A 20,745-nucleotide genomic window follows, 5' to 3' on the forward strand; every position below is an offset into this window, starting at 1 on the left:
GGCAAGGTCAACGGGTCAGTCCAGCGGCGTGATGAGGACGTCGTCGTAGGCGTGCTCCATGTTGCCGACGTCCTCGGGGAGCAGGCCGGTCTCGGCGCGGAACCCGGTGAACTCCTCGACCTCCGCCAGCCGGAGCGACGTGCTGCCCATGACCGTCCCGTTCAGGCTTACCGTCGTCTCCGTGGCGGTGCTGTCGATCGTGACGGTCATCCAGGTCTTGTTCGCCGGCACCGGCCCCACCAGGCCGACGTCGACCCAGGAGTCGCCGTCCCACGCCCGGACCTTCATCTTGTTCGCCGTCCAGTCCGGCGCGAAGTGCAGACGGAACGCCGCGACCTCCTCGCCGTCGGCGTTCGTGCCGAGGACGTCCCACAGTGCGCCGCTGCCGTACCCGTAGCCCTCGAACCCGAACGAGACGTGCTGGGCGGCGGCCGGCCGCTGCGCCGGGAACGTCGCACCCGCCCGGGCGCCCATGTCGGCGTCGACCAGCGCCATGTGCGTGGCGGAGTGGTCGTAGCTGTCGACGATGGTGTCGACGACGAACGCGTAGCGGGTGTCGGTCAGGGTCCTCGGCACCTCGTTGATCGCGTCGTTCTCGAAGGTCAGCAGGTCGGCGGCGTACAGCTCGACCTCGGTGACGGCGGTCAGGGGCGCGCCGCCGGAGCCGCGGTTGATCCGCACGTAGCGCGCCTTCACCGGCTCGATGTCGGTGTAGGTCATCGCGTAGTCGGTGCGCGCGCCGGTGTCGAGGACGGGACGGGTCCAGCGGCGGCCGTCCTCGGACACCTGGACGCGGGCGCTGTTCTCCTCGCCGCGCGCCAGCATGAGGCCGATCCGGTCCAGCGTGTAGACGCGGTCCAACTCGATCGTGAGGCCGGCGTCTGACGACAGCCGGGCGGCCGCTCGGTACTCGGAGCTGCCGTCGACGGCGCCCTCGAGACGCTGTTCGGCGAAGCGGCCGTCGGCCGGGACGACGGCGCCGGTCAGGGTCGCGGCGCCGGTGCGGACCTTCGTCGCGAGGTCGATCCGGCCGACACCGGCCGAACGGGCCTCGACCTTGCGGGTCCAGATCTTGTTGTCGTGGCCGTACTCGCGGCACCACCAGATGTTGTGGCAGGTGTCCCCGAAGGCCAGCGACGCGCCGCTGTTCAGCGCGATGATGTCCATGTTGCCGCTGCTGCCCATCCAGCGCCGCAGCGGGTCGTCACCCGGGTGCCGCGAGTAGACGACCGTCCCGGCGTCCCAGGTGCGGCCGGTGCCGTCCTCCGACACCACGACGTTGTTGTCCGGACGGCCGTAGGCCAGCAGCAACTGCCCGTTGGGCTGCAGCGTCAGCTTCGGCGACACGCCGTTGTCCGGCAGGCCCTCCGGCGGCACGTACGGCTGCACCGCCGACCACGTGACGCCGTCGTCGTCGGAGAAGCTGACGGTGAGCGGCATCGCCGGCGGCCGGGCGACGGTCTCGGAGCCGCGCATGACGGCGATGAGCCGGCCGTCGCCGGTCCGGCTCAGGCCCAGCTCGTTGGTGCCGTACCGGGAGCCGGCGTTGACGGCGGCGCGCTGCCGGAACGTCTGCCCGCCGTCGCTGGACTCCAGGACCAGGCTGTACTCCTTCGTGACGCCGTCGATGGTGCCCTGTCCGTAGGCGCCCATGAGGAGGGTGCCGTCGGCCAGCTCGATGAGGTCGCGGTGGATGCGGTACCAGTTCAGCCGCCACTTGTTCTCCACCAGCTGGGCGGTGTACGTGCTCCAGGACCCCGCGGTGTCGGTGGAGCGGGCCATCGGGATGCCGACGCGGTTCGGCGTCGGCGGGTTCAACGTCGTCGGGACGAAGCTGGCCGACAGCACCGACCCGTCGCGCAGCCGCGTCGTCGCCGTCATGGTGAACGTCGACGGGAGCCCTTCGTACGGGACGAACACCTGGCCGTTGTCCTCGGCCACGGCCCGCCCGCTGCGCAGCGGCGCGTTGGAGCTGTCCTCGTTGCGTCCCCACGAGGCGACGACCAGCTTGGCGGTACGACCGTCGAGCACGTGGTCGATGGCGAACGCCGACGGCACCGCGCCGAGCTCGCCGGGACCGGGCGACCACGGGTACCACATGGCGCCGGCGGAGAGCGACGGCTCACCGCCGGGCGCCCCGTCGACGAGCTGGGGTGGCGCGGCCGACGCGGGCCCGGACGAGCCGGGCGTCAGCGCCGATCCGATGACGATGCCGACGGCCAGCAGAGCCAGGGCGAACGCCCCGAAACTCCAGCGACCGCCCGGCGACCCGGGTGTGCGACGGAACCAGCTCATCAGCGCCTCCAAGGTGCGGTGCACAGCATGGAACGATTTGCCATCCGATGTCGCGCGGCTCGTGCCAGCCGAACGCTGCCGGCCGATGATGGCCTGGCAGGGCGTTCCATGTCTATGCCTGCCTTCCAGGACGGAGCCGGAACTCTGCCCACGGGTGGCGTCGAGTTTGCGCTGCCCGGCCGGGCGGGAACCTCGGCTGGCCGGCGCTGACCGGACCGGACGTCGAGCTGCTCCCGCCGGGCACGACCGTCGTCGGGCTGCGGCTGCGGCCCGGCGCTCTGGCAGCGATCCTGGGCCGGCCGGTCGCGGACCTCACCGGGCACGTCGTCGACGCCGCGGAGCTGTGGGGGACGGCCTCGGCGGCCGCCGGCCCCGAGCCACTGCTCGCCGAGGCGACCAGACAGCTGATGCCATGGCACAGCGCCGAGGTCCGCGCCGTCAGCGCCGACCTGTACGTGTCCGAGCGCGGCTTCCGGCGGCACTGCCTGGGCGGCGTGGGCATGGGGCCGAAGGCGCTGCTGCGCATCCTGCGGTTCCAGGGCGTCCTGGCCCGCGCTCAGGCGTCGGCGGGCGCGGAGGGCGGCGGGCCGGCCCGGCTGCCGTCGAGGCCGGCTTCGCCGACCGGGCGTGACAGGCTGGGTTCGTGCAGGTAGGCATTCTCGGGCCGGTCCGGCTGAGCGACGGCGACACCGTCGTCGCGGTGGGTGGGGCGCGGCTGCGAGCGCTGCTCACCCGGCTGGCCCTCGAACCGGGCACCGTCGTGGCGGTGCCGGCCCTCGTCGACGCGGTCTGGCCCGACCAGCCTCCCGGCGACCCGGTCAACGCCGTTCAGACACTGGTGTCGCGGCTTCGCCGGCTGCTGCCCGCTGGGACGCGGGTGCGGCAGGTCGCCGGCGGCTACCGGCTGGAGCTGGCCGCCGACGACGTCGACGCGGAGCGGTTCGAACGGCTGGCGCGCACCGGTCGCGACCGCCTGAGGGCCGGCGCCCCGGCCGACGCGACGCCGGCGCTGCGGGAGGCGCTCGCGCTCTGGCGCGGCCGTCCGCTGGCCGATCTCGACGGCGCGGCGGTGGCCGGCCCGGTGGTCGCACGCCTGGACGAGCTGCGGCTGGCCGCGGCGGAGGATCTGGCCGAGGCCGAGTTGACGGCCGGCCCCGGAGTGACGCAGGCCGCCGACGTCGCCGTGCGGTTGCGTGCCCTGATCGCCGAGCAGCCGCTGCGCGAACGGTTGCGGGCGCTGCACGTGCGCGCCCTGGTCGCGGCCGGCCGCCGCGCTGAGGCACTGGCCGCCGTCGAGGACGCTCGCGCGTTGCTCGCCGACCAGCTGGGCACCGACCCGGGCGCCGAGCTGCGGGCCGCCCACCTGGACGCGCTGCGCGACGACGAGCCGGCGGCGTCCCGGCCGGCGCTGCCGGTGCCGCTCACCCCGCTGATCGGCCGCGACGGCGACGTCGCCGGCGTGACGACGGCGCTCGGCCGGGCCCGCCTGGTGACGCTGACCGGCCCGGGCGGGGCCGGCAAGACCCGGCTGGCGGTCGCGGCCGCCGCGACGCTGCCAACACCGGTCCGGCTGGTCGAGCTCGCCGCGGTCGCCGACCCGGACGACGTGGCGCAGGCGGCCGCCGACGCCCTGCTGGCCCAGGCGCCGCCCGGCACCGTCGAGCCACCCGCCCGCACCGCCACCGAACGCCTGGTCGAGACACTGGGCGGCGGCGAGTCCGTGCTGCTGCTGGACAACTGCGAGCATCTCGTCGACGCCGCCGCAGCGCTCGCCGGTGAGCTACTGCGGCGCTGCCCGCGGCTGCGGGTGCTGACGACCAGCCGGGAACCGCTCCGGCTGCCGGGCGAGGCGCTGTACGAGGTCCGGCCGCTGGCCGAGGCCGACGCCGTCCGGCTGTTCACCGAGCGGGCCCGCGACGTCCGGCCGGAGCTGGAGCTCGATTCCACCCTGGTCGCGGAGGTCTGCCGGCGCCTGGACGGGCTGCCGCTGGCGGTCGAGCTGGCCGCGGCCCGGCTCCGCTCGCTGCCGCTGCCCGAGCTGAGCCGCCGGCTCGGCGACCGGTTCGGCGTGCTGACCCGCGGCGCCCGGACCGCCGACCAGCGGCACCGCACGCTACGCGACCTCGTCGCGTGGAGCTGGGAACTGCTGACCGAGCCGGAGCGGACGCTGCTGGAGCGGCTCGGCGTCGTGCCGGTCGTGACACCGGCGACGGCGGCCGCGCAGGGCGGCCCCGACGCGCCCGACCTGCTGGCGGCGCTGGTCGACAAGTCGCTGCTGCAGCTGGCCGACGACGGGCCGGAGCCGCGGTACCGGATGCTGGAGACGATTCGCGAGTTCGCACTGGCCCGGCTGACGGAGTCCGGCGCCCGGCCCGCCGCGGAGGCCGCGCTGGTCGCGTCGGTGCTGGACCTGCTCGAGCGGGCCGAGCCGCGACTGCGCACGCCGGACCAGCTGCGCCAGCTGCCGGTGCTGCGGGCCGAGCGCGAGAACCTGCGCAGCGCCGTGCAGGTGGCCACTGCCGCCGACGTCGCCACCGCGGTCCGGCTCGGGGCCGCGCTGGCGCAGTTCTGGACCGTCTCGTCGGACCACTCCGCTGCCGCCCATCGGCTGCGCCGACTGCTGGACCTCGACGGTCCCGCCGACCCCGACCATCGCGGCATCGTGGCCACCTACTACGTGTTCAACGCCCTGCTCGGCGGCCACAATCCGGAGGCGCTGGCGATCGCCGCCCGGCTGCGCGCCTGGGTGGGCGCGGCCGGGTCCGGTGCGCATCCGGTCCTGACGCTGGCCGAGCCGCTGCTGGCCCTGCTGACCGACGACATCGAGACCGGCCTGGCCGCGACGGACCGACCGGCTGGCGGCGCCGACGACTGGACCCGCGGCGGGCTGCTCCTCGTCCGCTCGATGCTGCGCGGGACCAGCGGCGACATGCGCAGCGCGAGCGCGTCGCTGGCCGAGGCCGCGCGGGCCTACCGGGCCGCGGGCGAGCTCTGGGGTGAGTCGACGTCGCTCACGTTCCTCGCCCTGATGCAGACCATGTACGCCGATCCGCGAGCGGCGGAGGCGCTGGACCGGGCGATCCGGCTGCGTCAGGTGTTCGACCCGGCCGACGAGGCGATCGAGCAGCGCGCCTGGCTGGCCCAGCTGCACGCCTGGACCGGAGCGCCGGAGCGAGCCCGCACCGAGCTGACCGCGCTGCTCGACACCGACGCCGCCGCCTCGGTGCACTGCGTCATCCTGGTGCGGGTGCTGCTCGGCGACCTCGACCGGCTGGCCGGCGACCTCGTCGGAGCGGGGCGCTGGTACGAGGCCGCGGCCGAGCAGGCCGCGCGTGCCGCCGAGCCGATGTTCGCCGCGATCCTCGGTACCTCCGCCGCGCACCTCGCGGTCGCCGAGGGCGACCTCGGCCGCGCCGTCCGTGAGCTGGCCGTGGCCGATGACGGCGCCGCCCACATCAAGGACCTGCCGCTGGTCGCGGCCGTCGGCGTCGGCGCGGCCGCGCTGCGGGCCGCCTCCGGCGAGCCGGGGCGGGCGGCCGAGGCGCTCGGCGCCGCGCATGCCCTGCGCGGCGCCGCCGACGGCCTCAACCCCGACGTCGTGCGGCTCACCGCCCGGTTGCGCGACGACCTGGGCGACGACCGGTTCGCGACGGCGTACGAGCGGGGGCGGGCGCTGGCCGGCCCGGATGCCGCCGCGCTGGTCAGCGACTACGCGCGGCGGCGGTAGGCCCGCACCGCCAGGGGGACGAACACCGCAAGGAACCCGGCCGACCACGCCAGCGTCGCCAGCACCGCGTCGCGCACCGGCCCGCCCAGCAGGAGCCCGCTGGTCGCGTCCATCGCGTGCGTGACCGGGTTGACGTCGGCCCACGCCTGCAACCAGCCGGGCAGTGTGTCCGCCGGCGCCACCATGTCGGTGCCGAAGGCCAGCGGGAAGATGCCCAGGAACGCCACTGTCGTCACCAGCGTCTCCTCCTTCACCACCACGCCGATCAGCACGTTCACCCAGCTCAGCGCGAAACCGAAGAGGATCGCGAGCCCGGCCGCCGCCAGCGCCGACGGCAGACCGGCCGACGGGCGGAAGCCCAGCGCCAGGCCGAGCGCGAACAGCGTCGCCACCGCCACCGCGTACCGGACGGAGTCGCCGAGCACCGCGCCGAGCAGCGGCGCCGACCGGGGGATCGGCAGGCTGCGGAACCGGTCGAACACGCCCTTCTTGATGTCCAGGTTGATGCTCAGTCCGGTCGACGTGAGGCCGGCCAGGATCGCCGTCATCACCAGCACGCCCGGGAACACGTAGTGCAGATAGTCTCGCGTCGACCCGGCGACGGCGCCGCCGAACAGGTAGACGAACAGCAGCAGGAAGACCACCGGCGGCAGGATCGCGTCGAGGAACAGGCCGGGGTTGCGGCGGGCCTTCGTCAGGCCCCGTCCGGCCAGGACGACGGCGTGCCGTGGGAGCCCGCTCATGCGGCCACCCCCGCCCGTCCGGTGAGGGCGAAGAACACCTCGTCGAGGCTGGGCAGGCGCAGCGCCAGCTCCGTGACGGCGATCCCGGCGGCCGCCAGCGCCGGCACCGCCGCGCCCAGCACGCCGTCGCCGTCCACCGCGACGGTCAGCAGCTCGCCGGCCACATCGGGCGGCCGGCCGGCCACCCGCTCCAGCAGCGCGGCGGCGTCGGCCAACCGGCCGGGGTCGGCCGGGCGGACGGCCAGCGTCTGGCCGCCGACGATCCGCTTCAGCTCGGTCGGCGTGCCGTGCGCGATCACCGTCCCGTGGTCGAGGACGGAGATCTCGTCGGCCAGCGCGTCGGCCTCCTCCAGGTACTGCGTCGTCAGCAGCACCGTGCCGCCGTCGGCCGTCATCGACCTGATCATCCGCCACACGTCCTCGCGCTTGCCCGGGTCCAGCCCGGTGGTGGGCTCGTCCAGGAACACGACCCGCGGCCGGGCGACCAGGCTGGCGGCGAGGTCGAGCCGCCGGCGCATCCCGCCGGAGTAGGTCGACACCCGCCGGCCGGCGGCCTCGGTCAGCTCGAACCGTGCGAGCAGCTCGTCGGCTCGCCGCCGCGCCTCGGCTCGCCGCAGGTCCAGCAGCCGGCCGAACAGCACCAGGTTCTCCCGGCCGGTGAGGTCCTCGTCGACCGAGGCGTATTGCCCGGTCAGCCCGATGCGACGACGGACGGCGTCGCCGTCGCGGGTCACGTCCAGCCCGTCGACCAACGCCCGCCCGCCGTCCGGCCGCACGAGCGTGGCGAGGATCCGCACCGCCGTCGTCTTGCCGGCGCCGTTCGGGCCGAGCACGCCCAGCACGGTGCCCGGCGCGGCGCCGAGGTCGACGCCGGCCAGCGCCGTGGTGTCGTCGAAGCGTTTGACCAGTCCTTCTGTCCGGATCGCGTACGTCATGCCGGCAGCCTGCGGCCCGCCGCTGGCAGATCGCGCACAGTTCCCTGGCAGCCGGCTGAGTGTGAACCGTGGTGAGCAAGCGCTTACCCTGGACCCGAACCGCCACCGACAAGGGGGAGCTGCGATGGCCGCCGAGCGGGTCAGCGCCATGCTGGCCATGTCCGACACCGCCTACCGTGACCTGTTCGACGACGAGTTGCGGGCGCGGCTCGAGGCGCTGACCGACCTGGTCCTGCCGGAGCCGGTCGCGACGTTCGCCGACCCCGCGGTGCGGGCGGCACTCGAGCGCACGGACGTGCTGGTCACCTCATGGGGGTGCCCGCCTCTGGACGCCGGCGTGCTGGCCGGCGCGCCCCGGCTGCGGGCCGTCTTCCACGCCGCCGGGTCGGTCAAGCACCACATCACCGACGCCTGCTGGGAGCGTGGGCTGGCCGTCACCACCGCGGCCGCCGCGAACGCCGTCCCAGTGGCCGAGTACACGCTGGCCGCGATCCTGTCGGCGGGGAAGCGGGTGCCGCAGTTCGCGGCCGGGTTCCGCGCGCACCCGGGCGAGTTCGGCTGGCGCGCCGACGTCGCCGACGCGTCCAACTACCGGCGGGTGGTCGGCGTCGTCGGCCTGTCCCGCATCGGCCGCCGGGTCGTCGACCTGCTCCGGCCTTTCGAGCTGACGGTGCTGGTGGCCGACCCGTACGCCGACCCGGTGGCGGTCGCCGCCATGGGTGCGGAGCTGGTGGAGCTCGACGACCTCCTGGTCCGCAGCGACGTCGTCACACTGCACGCGCCGTCGCTGCCCGAGACCCACCACCTCATCGACGCGCGTCGATCGGCCCTGATGAAGGACGGCGCGACGCTGATCAACACCGCCCGCGGCGCCCTGGTCGACCACACCGCGCTGACCGCCGAGTGTGAGCGCGGCCGGCTGCACGCCGTCCTCGACGTCACCGAGCCCGAGCCGCTGCCGCCCGACTCCCCGCTCTACCGGCTGCCCAACGTCGTGCTGACGCCGCACGTCGCCGGTGCCATGGGCACCGAATGCCGCAGGCTGACGGCGCTCGCGCTCGACGAGCTGGAGCGGTTCGCGGCCGGCGTGCCGTTGGAGCACGAGGTGCGGCACGCGGACCTGGTGATGCAGGCATGAGCGTCCGGACGGGCCTGGTCTCGATCACGTTCCGGCAACTCGGCGTCGACGACGTGCTCGGCGTCATGCGCCGGGCCGGACTGGCGGCGGTGGAGTGGGGCGGCGACGTACACGTCCCCACGGGCGACGTCGCCGTGGCGAAGCGCACCGCGAAGGCGAGCGCCGACCACGGCATCCGGGTGGTCGCGTACGGCTCGTACTACCGGGCCGGCGACCACGATCCGGGCGACTTCGACGACGTGCTGCGGACCGCGGTGGCCCTGGGCGCGCCGCGGATCCGGATCTGGGCCGGGTCGGCGGGTTCGGCCGGCGCGACGGCGGAGGGGCGCGACCGGGTGGCCGCCGACCTGCGCCGCATCACCGAGCTGGCTGCTCGCGACGGCGTCGAGATCGCCGTCGAGCACCACCCGGGCACGCTCACCGACACCCTCGACTCCGCGCTGGCCCTCTACGCCGCCGTCGACCACCCGGGGCTGCGGCCGTACTGGCAACCGAGGATCGGGCTCGAGTCGGACGAGGCGCTGCGCGAGACGGCGGCGCTGCTGCCGGGGCTGGTGACGGTACACGTGTTCACCTGGGCCGCCGACGGCGCCCGGCTGCCGCTGGCCGACGGCGCGGCCCTGTGGACCCCGGTGCTCGGCACACTGGCGCGGCGCGACGACGCCGAGCGGTACGCGCTGCTGGAGTTCGTCGCCGACGACGACCCCGAGGTGCTGATCCGCGACGCCGTCACCCTGCGGGAGTGGCTCGCCGGGTCCTGACGACGGCGGCCGAATCTGGGCCCACCCCGACGCTTCGCCGTGACTATCCAGGTTCCGCGGCGTGATCACACCCCGAAACCTGGATGATCATGGAACGACCGCCGGGGAGTGGTCGCCGTGGCGGGTGACGAACGTCGTCGGTGCCACCCGCCGGCCACGGAATGCCGGACTCACTCAGCTGGCCGGGTCCTGACGACGGCGGCCGTCTCGGCGCCCAGCTCGACCGCGGCGCCGTCGGCCGTGGGGGTCAGCGGTCCGGTCGCCAGCAGCACCTCGCCGGCGGTCGCGGACAGCGGCACTCGCCGCGTCTCGCCGGCGAGATTGACCGCCACCCGCAGCGCGCCGCGGTGCAGCACGAACCACTCGGCGTCCTCGTCGAACCCGGACGCGACGGCGGTGAGGTCACCGTCGCGCAGCTCCGGCTCGGCGGCGCGCAGCGCGATCAGCCGCCGGTAGAGGCCGAGCATCTCCGCGTGCCCCGGCCGCGTGAGCTCGCTCCAGTCCAGCCGGGCGGCCCGGAACGCGGCCGGGTCCTGGGGGTCGATCATCGCCGACGTGTCCCACCCGTGCCGGCCGAACTCCTCCAGCCGGCCCGGCCCGATGGCCGCGGCCAGCACGGGGTCCGGGTGCGAGGTGAAGTACGGCCAGCGCGTCGCGGCCGCCCACTCCTCGCCCATCCAGAGCATCGGCGTGAACGGCAGCGACAGCAGCAGCACGGCGCCGATGCGCAGCCGCGCGGGCGAGGTCAGCTCGGGCAGCCGCTCGCCAGCGGCACGGTTGCCCACCTGGTCGTGGTTCTGCAGGCAGACGACGAACTGGTGGCCGGACGTGCGCGCGCGGTCGATCGGCCGGCCGTGCCGGCGGCCACGGAACGAGGAGAACCGGCCGTCGTGCAGGAACGCGTCGCGCACGACCTTGGCGAGCACCGTCAGGGAGCCGAAGTCGCCGTAGTAGCCCTGCCGTTCCCCGGTGAGCAGCGCGTGCAGCGCGTGGTGGACGTCGTCGTCCCACTGCGCGTCCAGGCCGTACCCGCCCGCCTCGCGCGGCTCGATCATGATCGGGTCGTTGAGGTCGGACTCCGCGATCAGCGGCAGCGGCCGGCCGAGCTCGCCGGCGAGCCGCTCGACCGCCGCGGACAGCTCGGCCAGCACGTGCGGGTGCCCGCGCCCGGCCAGCGGGTCGACCAGCGCATGGACGGCGTCCAGCCGCAGGCCGTCGACGTGGTAATCGCGCAGCCACATGAGCGCGTTGTCGACGACGTACCGGCGCACCGTCGCCCGGCCGAGGTCGAGGACGTCGCCCCAGGCGGTGCCGGCGTGGTCGGTGAGGTACGGGCCGAACCGGGGGAGATGGTTGCCGCTGGGCCCGAGGTGGTTGTAGACGACGTCGAGCAGGACCGCCAGCCCGCGCGCGTGACAGGCGTCGACGAACCGCTTGAAGCCGTCGGGCCCGCCCAGCGGCTCGTGCACGGCGTACCAGCCGACGCCGTCGTAGCCCCAGTTCCACTCGCCGGCCAGTGCGTTGACCGGCAGCACCTCGACGTGCGTCACGCCCAGCCCGACCAGGTGGTCGAGCCGTTCGATGGCGCCGTCGAAGGTGCCCTCCGGGCTGAACGTGCCGATGTGCAGCTCGTAGAGGACGGCGCCGGCCAGCGGGCGGCCGGTCCAGTCGCCGTCGGTCCACGGGAACGCCGCGTGGTCGTACACGCGGCCCCGGCCCTCGACGCCGTGCGGGAGCCACGCCGCGCGGGGATCGGGCAGCACGTCGGGGGAGTCGTCGAGCTGCCAGCCGTAGTCGGTGCCCGGCGGCGCCGGCGCGTGCGCCGTCCACCAGCCGCCCGGCGCCCGCACCGCCCGCGCCGTGCGCCCGCCGGCCCGCAGCACCACGCGGCGGGCGGCCGGAGCCCAGACCAGGAACGTCGTCATGCCGTCGGGGCGAGCAGCGCGACGGGGTAGGTGGCGAGCAACTCCGCGAGCGGCACCGTGCCGTCGTACGGCCGGCCGGTGAGCTGGTCGACCAGGCCGCCGGGCAGCTCGGCGACGGTGTCCGCCCACCCACCCCGCCCCTCCAGCCGCACCGGCAGCCGCGTCGCCACCGTCACCGCGCCACCACGGTCGAACGCGACGACGTGATCGGCGGCCGCGCCGTGCGCCGGGAGCGGCCGGTACGCCGTGAACAGCTCCGGCCGGTCGCGCCGCAGCCGCAGCGTCCGCGAGACGACCCACGCCTTGGCGGCGCCCGTCTCGTCGACCGGGGGAGGCGTGGTCGGCCCCGCCAGCAGCGACCGCAGCCGGGTCCAGTCGACCGGGCGCCGGTTGTCGGGGTCGACCAGGGAGTCCTCCCAGCCCTCGGTGCCCTGGTAGACGTCGGGCACGCCGGGCATGGTCAGCTGGACGAGCTTCTGGCCCAGCGCGTTGGACCAGCCGTACGGGCGGATCAGGTCGACGAACGCCTCGACGGCCGCCCGCAGGTCCGGCCGGTCCGCCAGCGCGTCGAGCGCGGCGTGCGCGGCGGCCTCGACGCCGGTGTCGGGATCGGCCCAGCTGGTGACCGTGCCGGCCTCGCGCAGCGCCTTCGTGGCGTAGGCGTGCAGACGTTCGGGCTGGTCCAGCCCGATGCCGGCCACCGTCTGCCAGAGCAGGTAGCCGGCCGCGGCGTCCGGGAAGGGCGCCTCGGCGGCCAGCAGCCGGACCAGCCGCGCCCATTGGTCCGGCACCTCGGCCAGCACGGCGAGCCGGGCCCGCACGTCCTCGCCGCGCTTGGTGTCGTGGGTGGACAGCGTGGTCATCGAGTGCGGCGCGTGCCGCTGCCGCCGCGCCTGGGCCGTGTGGAAGTCGTCCGGGCCGTGGCCGAACCGGGCAGGGTCGCCGCCGACCTCGTTGAGCGCGACGAACCGGGTGTACCGGTAGGCGGCGGTGTCCTCGACGCCCTTGGCCATGACCGCGCCGGTGGTCTGCTGGAACCGGACGCACAGCTCGTCGGCGGGGTCGGTGAGCCGCGGCTCCAGCGCGTCGAACGCCTCGGCCAGGTGCGGCCGCTCCCGTCGCGCCGCCGCGAACGCCGCGCCGAGATGGTCGGCGCCCGACGCCGGCAGGTACGACCGGTAGACCGGGAACGCCACCGCCAGGAACGTCAGGGCCGCGAACGCGTGCGGGACGTCGGGCGCCAGCCGGGCCAGCCGGTGGAACTCCGAACGCAGGATGGTGGTGGCGACCGCCCGCTTCCCGATCTTCGCGTGCGTGGGCCAGTCGTGCACGTCGCCGGTGATCGACCGGTACAGGTCGTCCAGCGCCGGTTCGGCCGCGGGGTCGACGAACAGCGGGCCCACCTCGGTCAGCGCGTCGTACCCGGTGGTGCCGTCGACCGGCCAGTCCGCCGGCAGCGCCTCGCCCGGCTCCAGGATCTTCTCGGCCAGGATCCACGCGCCGGGCGCGTGCGCGCGCAGCCAGCGCAGGTAGCCGCCGGGGTCGGCCAGCCCGTCGGGGTGGTCGACCCGCAGCCCGTCGACGTCGTGGTCGTCGATCCAGCGCAGGACCCGCTCGTGCGTCGCCGCGGCGACCTCGGGGTCCTCCACCCGCACCCCGGCCAGCGACGACACCGCGAAGAACCGCCGGTAGGTCAGGTGGTCCGCGCCCCGCCGCGCGTCGGCCAGCTCGTAGTGCTGGCGGGCGTGCACGTCGGCCGCGGTGTCGCCAGGCCGGGGCGCGGTGCCCGGCGCCAGCGGGTAGCGCACCCCGCCGGCCAGCAGCGCGTCGCCGGTCAGCTCGACGGCGTCCGGCTCGCCCAGCACCGGCAGCAGCAGCCGTCCGGCCGCCCAGTCGACGTCGAACCAGTCGGCGTACTTCGACGCGGGGCCGTGCCGCAGCAGGTCCTGCCAGGCCGGGTTCTGCTCCGGGTCGGCGACGCCCTGGTGGTTGGGTACGAGGTCCGCGACGACGCGCAGTCCGTGTGCCCGGGCTGCCTCGACCAGCGCACTCCAGCCGGCCTCGCCGCCGCGATCGTCGTCGAGCCGGGTGGCGTCGACGACGTCGTAGCCGTGCGCCGACCCGGCGGCGGCGCGCAGCACCGGCGACAGGTAGACCGCACCGGTGCCGAGGTCGCGCAGGTACGCGGTCAGGTCGGCGGCCGCGTCCAGCGGGAACGCGGCGCTCAACTGCAGCCGGTAGGTGCTCGCGGGCCGGGCGCTCACGGCGCCGCGTCCCGGGGCGTCAGCAGGACCAGCAGTGACCGTGCCTGGACGGTGACGACGCTACCGGCGGGGCGTGGGCCGCCGCGATCGCCGGCGTCGTCGTCGGCGGTGTCGAGGACGGTGTCCCAGGCGGCGCCGAACTCCGGACCGGGCAGGGTGAACTCCAGCGGCTCGTGGTGGGCGTTGAAGCAGAGCAGGAAGGAGTCGTCGACGACTCGTTGCCCGCGCCCGTCGACCGCGGCGATGCCGTTGCCGTTGAGGAAGACCGCGACGGCCCGGCCGAACCCGGCGTCCCAGTCGGCCTCGGTCATGGGGCTGCCGTCGGGCCGCAGCCAGTCGATGTCGGGCAGCCCTTCGACGCCCAGCCGGCGCACCGGCAGGCCGTTGAAGAAGCGGCGCCGCCGGAACGCCGGGTGGGCGGCACGCAACGCCATGACCCGCCGGGTGAACTCCTGCAGCGCGAGGTCGGCGTCGTCCCAGTCGACCCAGGAGAGCTCGTTGTCCTGGCAGAACGCGTTGTTGTTGCCGTCCTGGGTGCGGCCCAGCTCGTCGCCGTGGCCGATCATCGGCACGCCCTGCGACAGCAGCAGCGTGGCGAGGAAGTTGCGCTGCTGGCGGGCCCGGACCGCGTTGACCTGCGGGTCGTCGGTGCGGCCCTCGACGCCGCAGTTCCAGGACCGGTTGTGGTTCTCGCCGTCCTTGTTGTCCTCGAGGTTGGCCTCGTTGTGCTTCTCGTTGAACGAGACGAGGTCGCGCAGGGTGAAGCCGTCGTGCGCGGTGACGAAGTTGATCGACGCGACCGGGCGGCGGGTCGACTGCTCGTAGAGGTCGGCCGAGCCGGTGATGCGCGACGCGAACTCGCCCAGTGTGGCCGGCTCGCCGCGCCAGAAGTCGCGGACGGTGTCGCGGTACTTGCCGTTCCACTCCGACCACTGCGGCGGGAAGTTGCCCACCTGGTAGCCGCCCGGTCCGAGGTCCCATGGCTCGGCGATCAGCTTGACCTGGCTCACCGTGGGGTCCTGCTGCACCAGCTCGAAGAACGACGACAGCCGGTCGACGTCGTAGAACTCGCGGGCCAGTGTGGCGGCGAGGTCGAAGCGGAAGCCGTCGACGTGCATCTCGGTGATCCAGTAGCGCAGCGAGTCCATGATCAGCTGCAGCGTGTGCGGGTGGCCGACGTTGAGCGAGTTCCCGGTGCCGGTGTAGTCGAGGTAGTAGCGCTTGTCGTCGTCGACCAGCCGGTAGTAGGCGGCGTTGTCGATGCCGCGGAAGGACAGCGTCGGGCCGAGGTGGTTGCCCTCGGCGGTGTGGTTGTAGACGACGTCGAGGATGACCTCGATGCCCGCCTCGTGCAGCGCCCGCACCATCGCCTTGAACTCGCCGACCTGCGCGCCGGGTGTGGCGGCCGCGCTGTACTTCGGGTCGGGCGCGAAGAAGCCGATGGAGTTGTAGCCCCAGTAGTTCGAGAGGCCCTTCTCCATCAGCGTGGCGTCGTTGGCGAAGTGGTGCACCGGCATCAGCTCGAGCGCGGTGACCCCCAGCGCCTTCAGGTGGTCGAGGACGACGGGGTGCGCGATGGCCGCGTAGGTGCCGCGGATCTCCTCGGGGATGTCAGGGTGGGTGCGGGTGAGGCCCTTGACGTGCGCCTCGTAGATGACGGTCTCGGCGTACTCGCGGCGTGGTGGGCGGTCGGTGCCCCAGTCGAAGAACGGGTTGATCACCACCGACTTCGGCATGTGCGGCGCGGAGTCGTCGTCGTTGCGGCTGTCGGGGTCTCCGAACTGGTAGCCGAACAGCGACTGGTGCCACTCGAACGTGCCGTCGATGGCCTTCGCGTACGGGTCGAGCAGCAGCTTCGCCGGATTGCAGCGGTGGCCGGCCTTGGGCTCGTTCGGGCCGTGGACGCGGAAGCCGTAGCGCTGGCCGGGCTCGACGCCGGGCAGGAACGCGTGCCAGACGAAGCCGTCGACCTCGGTCAGCGTCAGCCGCGTCTCGGCGCCCGCGGCGTCGAAGAGGCACAGCTCGACGCTGTCGGCGACCTCGCTGAACAGCGCGAAGTTGGTGCCGGAGCCGTCATAGGTGGCGCCGAGCGGGTACGCCGCCCCCGGCCACTGCGGCATGGGCTCGGCAGAGGTCATCGGTGGCCTTTCGTCGCGGTTCCGTGTGGTGCTCGCTGCGCCGCGAGTCAGGTGTCAATGTTCCCGGCTCGGGCCGTTCGAATCCACCCGGTCCGCCCGGCTGGTGAGGTAACGGCGCAAGGAAGGGCCTGTGGCCAGCCGTGCGGCGGCCAGGTAAAGCGCCCGGGCGCCGGGCGCGTCGCCGACGCGTTCCAGCAGGTGCGCCCGGACGGCGTGCAGCCGGTGCCCGGCGGCCACCTTCCCGGCCGCCTCCAGTTCGGCGAGCAGCGCCAGCCCGGCCAGCGGGCCGCGGGCCATGGCGACCGCGACGGCGTGGTTCAGCCTGACCACCGGGCCGTCGTCGATGCGCAGCAGCAGTTCGTAGAGCGCCTCGATCTGCGCCCAGTCGGTCGCCGCGGACGTCGGCGCCTCGTCGTGGACGGCGGCCACGGCGGCCTGCAACTGGTACGGGCCGGTGACGCCGCGGGGGAGCGCGGCGGTGATCAGCGCCGTCCCCTCGGCGATCGCCGAGCGGTCCCACAGCGAGCGGTCCTGCTCCTCCATCGGGACCAGCTCGCCGTGCGGCCCGGTACGGGCCGGCCGGCGGGCGTCGGTGAGCAGCATCAGCGCCAGCAGCCCGGCGACCTCGCCGTCACCAGGCAGGAGGCCGTGCAGCAGCCGGGTCAGCCGGATGGCCTCGGCGATCAGGTCGACGCGGAACAGGACCGGGCCGGAGGTGGCGGCGTATCCCTCGGTGAAGACCAGGTAGAGGACGTGCAGGACGGCCCGCAGCCGGGCGTCGCGGTCGGCCGCGGCCGGCGGCGCGAACGGCAGGCCGCTGTCTTTGATGGTCTTCTTGGCCCGGCTGATGCGGCGGGTCATGGTGTCCTCGGGGACGAGGAACGCGCGTGCCACCTCCGCCGTCGTCAGGCCGCCGACGGCGCGCAGGGTGAGCGCGATCTGCCCGGCCGTCGTCAGCGCCGGGTGGCAGCACAGGAACAGCAGCACCAGCGTGTCGTCGCCGTCGTGCCCGTCACGGTCGGCGGCGGGCGCGAGCCGGTCCTCCGGAATCGTCCACCGGGCGATGGCGTCCTCGCGGCGCCGCCGGGCCTGCTCGCTGCGCAGCAGGTCGGTGAGCCGGCGCGACGCGACGGTGATGAGCCAGGCCCGCGGCTGGTCCGGGATGCCGTCGCGCGGCCACTGGGTGGTCGCGGCGAGCAGCGCCTCCTGGACGGCGTCCTCGGCGGTGTCGAAGTGCCCGTACCTGCGCACGAGCGCGCCGAGGACCTGCGGCGCGAGCGCGCGCAGCAGGTCCTCGACGCCGGTCACCGTCAGAGCTCCGGCTCGCCGCCGAACTCGTCGACCGGCCGGATGTCCGCGACGGCGTCGGCGAAGATGCCGCCCGGGCTCGGGCAGGCCGCCAGGCGCGCCGCGATCTCCGTCGCGCGGTCGAAGCTCGCGACGTCGACCAGCCAGTAGCCGGCCAGCACCTCCTGGGTCTCGGCGTACGGCCCCTCGGTGACCACCGGCACGCCGGCTTGCAGCTGGACCCGCCGCGTGTGCACCGGAGCGGCCAACCCCTTGGTGTCGACCAGTTCGCCGGACCTGGCCAGCTCGGTGGCGAACTCCTGCATGAACGCGTGCATCGGCGCGAACTCCTCCGGCGCCGGTCCGGTGCCGGCGCCGGCACCGGACATCAGGTCGTAGTCGCGCTGGGTCCCGTAGGTGAGGATCAGGTACTTCATCGTGCGGTCCTTCCGTGTGCGGCGAGGGCTGCGACGAACCCGAACAGAATGGCGGACGCGGCGACCAGCCGCAGGCTCAACCCGTCAGGCGACGGGATGACCAGGAGCAGACCGGCGGCGACGGCGGCCAGGACGCAGCCGGACGCCGCCCGCCGGTCGCGCCGGGCGCGGAACGCCTTGGCGTAGACGATCGCCGCGGCGATCCCGCCGAGCATCGCCAGCCCGGCGCCGGCGCTGTGTACCAGCGCGTGCCAGCTGACCTCCTCCGGCGCGCCCGGAGGCGCACCGGCCGGGAACCCGGCGCCGGGGTCGGTGACGAACGCGCCGCCCACCACCAGCCCGGTGCCGAGCAGGGCGATCAGGCGCGGGCCCCACCTCGTCCCGGGGACCGGCGTCCGGTGCAGCCCGACGGCGCAGGCGACGACCAGCACGCCCGTGACGACGAAGGTGGCGATCTGCACCCAGCCGCCGTCGCCGAGGGCGAGCAGGCTCGGCGGATGGCGGCGCGGGTCGAACCCGTCGCGGGTCAGCACCTGCGCCAGCCAGACGACGACGAACACCGGGCCGGCGACCAGACCGGCCGTGAGCAGGGACCGAGTGGTCAGGGTCATCGTGCTCTCCTCTCTCTCGCCCTGGACGTCGGTGCCGCCCGCCGATTCCGGACACGGGGGTGGGACGTGCCGGCGCCACGAGACGGGCGGTTACGGTGGAGCCGATGAGGATCCGCCCCCGCACGCCCGCCGACCTGCCCGGCCTGGCCGGCGTACTGGTCCGGGATCACACGGTCACCGGCTATCCGTACGACCTGCCCGACAGTCCGGCGGAGTGGATCGGGTCACCCGACGACCTCGCCGCGTTCGTCGCCGCCGACGAGGAGGACCACCCGGCCGGTCACGTCAGCGTCGGCGCGGCCGCCGGCATCGACCACGGCGCCGGTACCGCGTTGCAGGAGGCCTGGAGCGCGGCGCACGGCCGCCCTGTCGCCGGCTGCGCCGTCGTCGGACGGTTGTTCGTCGCGGCCGGCCGCCAGCGGCACGGGACCGGCGCGGCGCTGCTCGGCACCGCCGTCGGGTGGATGCGCGAGCGCGACCTCGCGCCCTGCCTGGACGTGCTGCCGATCGGCCCGGCCGCGTCGGTCGTGTCCTGGTACGAGGCGCGCGGCTGGGTGGTGGCCGGCGAGGCCAGCCCGGTGTGGCGGCGGCCCGGCTGGCCGCCGTTGCTGGCGCTGGTGCTGCCGCCGGAACCGGGCGACGGCGCACCGTGATGAGTCGTGGCCCACTATGTGTCACCGCGATACCGGTCGTCATGGTGGGTGGGCGATCATGGTGGGTCATACGCACCCGGGGGCGGGGGACGTGGAGGTAGACACATGGATCATGCTGCGCACGAACGGCCCGGATCGGCCGGCGAGCACGCACTGCAGGAGGCGAACGGCAGCCGGGAACGGGCCGACCGCTTCTACCGTGAGCAGGTGGCCGACCATCTCAATGGTCACATGCGCGAGTTCGTCGGCCGCATGGAGATGATGTTCGTCGGCACGGCCGACGGCGGCGGCGAGTGCGACGTCACGTTCCGGGCGGGTCCGCCGGGCTTCGTCCGGGTGGTCGACCCACGGACGCTGGCCTGGCCGGAGTACCGCGGCAACGGCGTCATGGCCAGCGCCGGCAACATCGTCGAGAACGGCCACGTCGGCCTGCTCTTCATGGACTTCGTGCGCGATCTCGTCGGCCTGCACGTCAACGGCGAGGCGGCGCTGCTGTCGGCGTCGGAGTTCGACGAACGGCACCCCGAGGAGCCGGTCGACGCCGACGTGCCCGGCCGCCGCCCCGAGCGGTGGGTGACGGTGCACGTCGAGGAGGCCTACATCCACTGCTCGAAGCACGTGCCGCGGCTGATGCCGGTGCCGCGGAACCGTCAGTGGGGCACCGACGACCGCAAGGCCAAGGGCGGCGACGCGTTCGGGGTGGCCGCGTCGCGCGGGCTCGGCGCGCACGCCAAGCGGGCGCTCAGGCAGGGCGCGCCACGGCTCTCGTGACCGCACCGGCGACCACCGCGTACCCGGCGCCGCGGCCGTCCGCGCGGGCGACGAGGCGGCCGGCCTCGACGCGCACGGCCGCCTCGGTGTCGTCGGCCGGCTCGGTGACGCCGGCCGCCGCGGCCAGGTCCGCGGCCGCGGGGCCGAGCAGCAGCCGCAGCGGCGGCCGGGCCGGCTCGGGGATCGCCTGGCGCAGCGTGCCGTCGAGCCGGGCCAGCACCAGCCGGGCCAGCGGCTCGAGGTCGTCGGGCCGGCCCGCCACCAGCGCGACGGTGACGTCGGCGCCGGCGGGCGCGGACCGGACGGACTCTTCGGCCGCCTCGAGCCGGTGCAGCCCCAGCACGTGCACGATGCCGTCGCGCGGCGCCGGCGCACCGGGCCACGGCTCGTCCACCGGCCGGGCGGGGGCGACGTGCCGGAGATAGGGCCGCGGCCCGCCGCGGTCCGGCGGCAGACCGGCCAGCAGCTCGCACGCCGCCACGACGTCGAACGGGTCGGCGAAGCCGGGCGCGCTGGTGGCGAGCCCGTCGGCGCCGGCCAGCAGCGTCAGCGCCGACGCCGCGACCCGGGTGCCGCGTCCGCGCCGGCCCAGGCGTTCCAGGGCCAGCCCCAGTACCACCGCCTCCAGCGTCAGCAGCTGCGCGTGCGCCGTGCGCACCCGGTCGTCGTCGAGGACCTCGGCCGGGAGCTCGGCGCCGGTCAGCGCCCGGCCGGACAGCCGGGCCCGGGCGATGGCGGCGAGCGCCTCGCGTGGCGAGCGCACCTGCGCGGCGCCGGCACCGCTCCTCCGCGCGGCCCGCTCCGCGTCGGCGGCCAGTACCGAGAGGTAGAGCGCCCGCTTGCCGGTGAAGTTCGCGTAGATGGCGCCCCGGGTGAGGCCGGCACGTGCGGCGATGCCGTCGATCTTCGCGTCGCCGTAGCCGTGGGCGGCGAACTCGGCGCGGGCCGCGGCCAACACGCCGGACCGGGTCCGCTCCTGGGTCTGCGCCCGTGTGAGCCGTACCATCGGCGCCTCCCGTTGTCTCCGGTCGCCAACCAAGATACCGTCACCATCCAGATG

Annotated in this window: 16 protein-coding genes; 6 read left to right on the forward strand and 10 right to left on the reverse strand. The window is 74.8% G+C overall.

What is annotated here, in order from left to right; translation table 11 throughout:
- Positions 1–15 precede the first annotated feature (15 nt).
- Entirely contained in the window at positions 16–2,295 is a 2,280-nt protein-coding gene (locus DZA62_RS20635) for an exo-alpha-sialidase (RefSeq protein ID WP_157987802.1), read from the reverse strand.
- A 407-nt stretch (positions 2,296–2,702) separates the two neighbouring features.
- Between DZA62_RS20635 and DZA62_RS20640 the strand changes: the two genes are divergently transcribed.
- Both DZA62_RS20640 and DZA62_RS20645 read left to right on the forward strand, forming a co-directional pair.
- Positions 2,703–2,948 (forward strand): hypothetical protein, encoded by a 246-nt coding sequence (locus DZA62_RS20640; protein WP_116950803.1) that lies wholly within the window; start codon positions 2,703–2,705, stop codon positions 2,946–2,948.
- The gene (locus DZA62_RS20645) at positions 2,939–6,022 is read left to right on the forward strand and encodes a BTAD domain-containing putative transcriptional regulator (RefSeq protein WP_116950804.1); all 3,084 of its coding nucleotides are present in this window, start codon (positions 2,939–2,941) and stop codon (positions 6,020–6,022) included. Before DZA62_RS20640 ends, DZA62_RS20645 begins: the two co-directional genes overlap by 10 nt.
- Here the strand turns inward: DZA62_RS20645 and DZA62_RS20650 are convergent.
- Together DZA62_RS20650 and DZA62_RS20655 are read right to left on the reverse strand one after the other, a co-directional pair.
- A complete protein-coding gene (locus DZA62_RS20650) occupies positions 6,004–6,765 on the reverse strand; it encodes an ABC transporter permease (protein WP_116950805.1) in 762 nt (253 codons plus the stop codon). The genes DZA62_RS20645 and DZA62_RS20650 overlap by 19 nt on opposite strands.
- Positions 6,762–7,700, reverse strand: coding sequence for an ATP-binding cassette domain-containing protein (locus DZA62_RS20655; RefSeq protein WP_116950806.1), 939 nt, complete (start codon positions 7,698–7,700; stop codon positions 6,762–6,764). The genes DZA62_RS20650 and DZA62_RS20655 overlap by 4 nt, the downstream gene beginning before the upstream one ends.
- A 124-nt stretch (positions 7,701–7,824) precedes the next feature.
- On the opposite strand from DZA62_RS20655, the gene DZA62_RS20660 reads away from it, so the two are divergent.
- Both DZA62_RS20660 and DZA62_RS20665 read left to right on the forward strand, forming a co-directional pair.
- Entirely contained in the window at positions 7,825–8,838 is a 1,014-nt protein-coding gene (locus DZA62_RS20660) for a hydroxyacid dehydrogenase (protein WP_198664011.1), read from the forward strand.
- The gene (locus DZA62_RS20665; protein WP_116950807.1) at positions 8,835–9,599 is read left to right on the forward strand and encodes a sugar phosphate isomerase/epimerase family protein; all 765 of its coding nucleotides are present in this window, start codon (positions 8,835–8,837) and stop codon (positions 9,597–9,599) included. Before DZA62_RS20660 ends, DZA62_RS20665 begins: the two co-directional genes overlap by 4 nt.
- 170 nt (positions 9,600–9,769) lie before the next feature.
- On the opposite strand, the gene treZ is transcribed toward DZA62_RS20665, so the two are convergent.
- Genes treZ through DZA62_RS20695 form a run of 6 tightly spaced genes read right to left on the reverse strand, consistent with a single transcriptional unit; the run spans position 9,770 to position 18,261 of the window.
- Positions 9,770–11,524: a malto-oligosyltrehalose trehalohydrolase gene (treZ, locus tag DZA62_RS20670; protein WP_116950808.1), complete on the reverse strand. Its 1,755-nt coding sequence runs from the start codon at positions 11,522–11,524 to the stop codon at positions 9,770–9,772.
- Positions 11,521–13,788, reverse strand: a complete 2,268-nt coding sequence (gene treY, locus DZA62_RS20675; RefSeq protein ID WP_116950809.1) for a malto-oligosyltrehalose synthase — start codon at positions 13,786–13,788, stop codon at positions 11,521–11,523. The genes treZ and treY overlap by 4 nt, the downstream gene beginning before the upstream one ends.
- The gene (gene glgX / locus DZA62_RS20680; RefSeq protein ID WP_116950810.1) at positions 13,785–15,926 is read right to left on the reverse strand and encodes a glycogen debranching protein GlgX; all 2,142 of its coding nucleotides are present in this window, start codon (positions 15,924–15,926) and stop codon (positions 13,785–13,787) included. The genes treY and glgX overlap by 4 nt, the downstream gene beginning before the upstream one ends.
- Before the next feature lie 54 nt (positions 15,927–15,980).
- Positions 15,981–17,240 (reverse strand): RNA polymerase sigma factor, encoded by a 1,260-nt coding sequence (locus DZA62_RS20685; protein WP_116950811.1) that lies wholly within the window; start codon positions 17,238–17,240, stop codon positions 15,981–15,983.
- A complete protein-coding gene (locus tag DZA62_RS20690; RefSeq protein WP_116950812.1) occupies positions 17,237–17,650 on the reverse strand; it encodes a YciI family protein in 414 nt (137 codons plus the stop codon). Before DZA62_RS20690 ends, DZA62_RS20685 begins: the two co-directional genes overlap by 4 nt.
- Positions 17,647–18,261 (reverse strand): DUF998 domain-containing protein, encoded by a 615-nt coding sequence (locus DZA62_RS20695; RefSeq protein ID WP_116950813.1) that lies wholly within the window; start codon positions 18,259–18,261, stop codon positions 17,647–17,649. Before DZA62_RS20695 ends, DZA62_RS20690 begins: the two co-directional genes overlap by 4 nt.
- A 104-nt stretch (positions 18,262–18,365) precedes the next feature.
- Here DZA62_RS20695 and DZA62_RS20700 point away from each other — a divergent pair, with 104 nt between their 5' ends.
- Together DZA62_RS20700 and DZA62_RS20705 are read left to right on the forward strand one after the other, a co-directional pair.
- Positions 18,366–18,914, forward strand: a complete 549-nt coding sequence (locus tag DZA62_RS20700) for a GNAT family N-acetyltransferase (protein WP_116950814.1) — start codon at positions 18,366–18,368, stop codon at positions 18,912–18,914.
- A gap of 105 nt (positions 18,915–19,019) precedes the next feature.
- The gene (locus tag DZA62_RS20705) at positions 19,020–19,685 is read left to right on the forward strand and encodes a pyridoxamine 5'-phosphate oxidase family protein (RefSeq protein WP_116950815.1); all 666 of its coding nucleotides are present in this window, start codon (positions 19,020–19,022) and stop codon (positions 19,683–19,685) included.
- Here the strand turns inward: DZA62_RS20705 and DZA62_RS20710 are convergent.
- The gene (locus DZA62_RS20710) at positions 19,657–20,691 is read right to left on the reverse strand and encodes a TetR family transcriptional regulator (RefSeq protein ID WP_116950816.1); all 1,035 of its coding nucleotides are present in this window, start codon (positions 20,689–20,691) and stop codon (positions 19,657–19,659) included. The two genes, DZA62_RS20705 and DZA62_RS20710, sit on opposite strands and share 29 nt — an antisense overlap.
- Positions 20,692–20,745: the final 54 nt, after the last annotated feature.

It is taken from the genome of Jiangella endophytica (assembly GCF_003427025.1).
GTDB lineage: Bacteria > Actinomycetota > Actinomycetes > Jiangellales > Jiangellaceae > Jiangella > Jiangella endophytica.

Excerpts from the sequence above, each read along its gene's own strand:
- DZA62_RS20710 (WP_116950816.1), bottom strand. The coding sequence starts at position 20,691 with ATGGTACGGCTCACACGGGCGCAGACCCAGGAGCGGACCCGGTCCGGC.
- DZA62_RS20640 (WP_116950803.1), top strand. The coding sequence starts at position 2,703 with ATGCCATGGCACAGCGCCGAGGTCCGCGCCGTCAGCGCCGACCTGTAC.
- DZA62_RS20635 (WP_157987802.1), bottom strand. The coding sequence starts at position 2,295 with ATGAGCTGGTTCCGTCGCACACCCGGGTCGCCGGGCGGTCGCTGGAGT.
- DZA62_RS20650 (WP_116950805.1), bottom strand. The coding sequence starts at position 6,765 with ATGAGCGGGCTCCCACGGCACGCCGTCGTCCTGGCCGGACGGGGCCTG.
- glgX (WP_116950810.1), bottom strand. The coding sequence starts at position 15,926 with ATGACCTCTGCCGAGCCCATGCCGCAGTGGCCGGGGGCGGCGTACCCG.
- DZA62_RS20695 (WP_116950813.1), bottom strand. The coding sequence starts at position 18,261 with ATGACCCTGACCACTCGGTCCCTGCTCACGGCCGGTCTGGTCGCCGGC.
- DZA62_RS20700 (WP_116950814.1), top strand. The coding sequence starts at position 18,366 with ATGAGGATCCGCCCCCGCACGCCCGCCGACCTGCCCGGCCTGGCCGGC.
- treZ (WP_116950808.1), bottom strand. The coding sequence starts at position 11,524 with ATGACGACGTTCCTGGTCTGGGCTCCGGCCGCCCGCCGCGTGGTGCTG.
- DZA62_RS20690 (WP_116950812.1), bottom strand. The coding sequence starts at position 17,650 with ATGAAGTACCTGATCCTCACCTACGGGACCCAGCGCGACTACGACCTG.
- DZA62_RS20655 (WP_116950806.1), bottom strand. The coding sequence starts at position 7,700 with ATGACGTACGCGATCCGGACAGAAGGACTGGTCAAACGCTTCGACGAC.
- DZA62_RS20705 (WP_116950815.1), top strand. The coding sequence starts at position 19,020 with ATGGATCATGCTGCGCACGAACGGCCCGGATCGGCCGGCGAGCACGCA.
- DZA62_RS20665 (WP_116950807.1), top strand. The coding sequence starts at position 8,835 with ATGAGCGTCCGGACGGGCCTGGTCTCGATCACGTTCCGGCAACTCGGC.
- DZA62_RS20660 (WP_198664011.1), top strand. The coding sequence starts at position 7,825 with ATGGCCGCCGAGCGGGTCAGCGCCATGCTGGCCATGTCCGACACCGCC.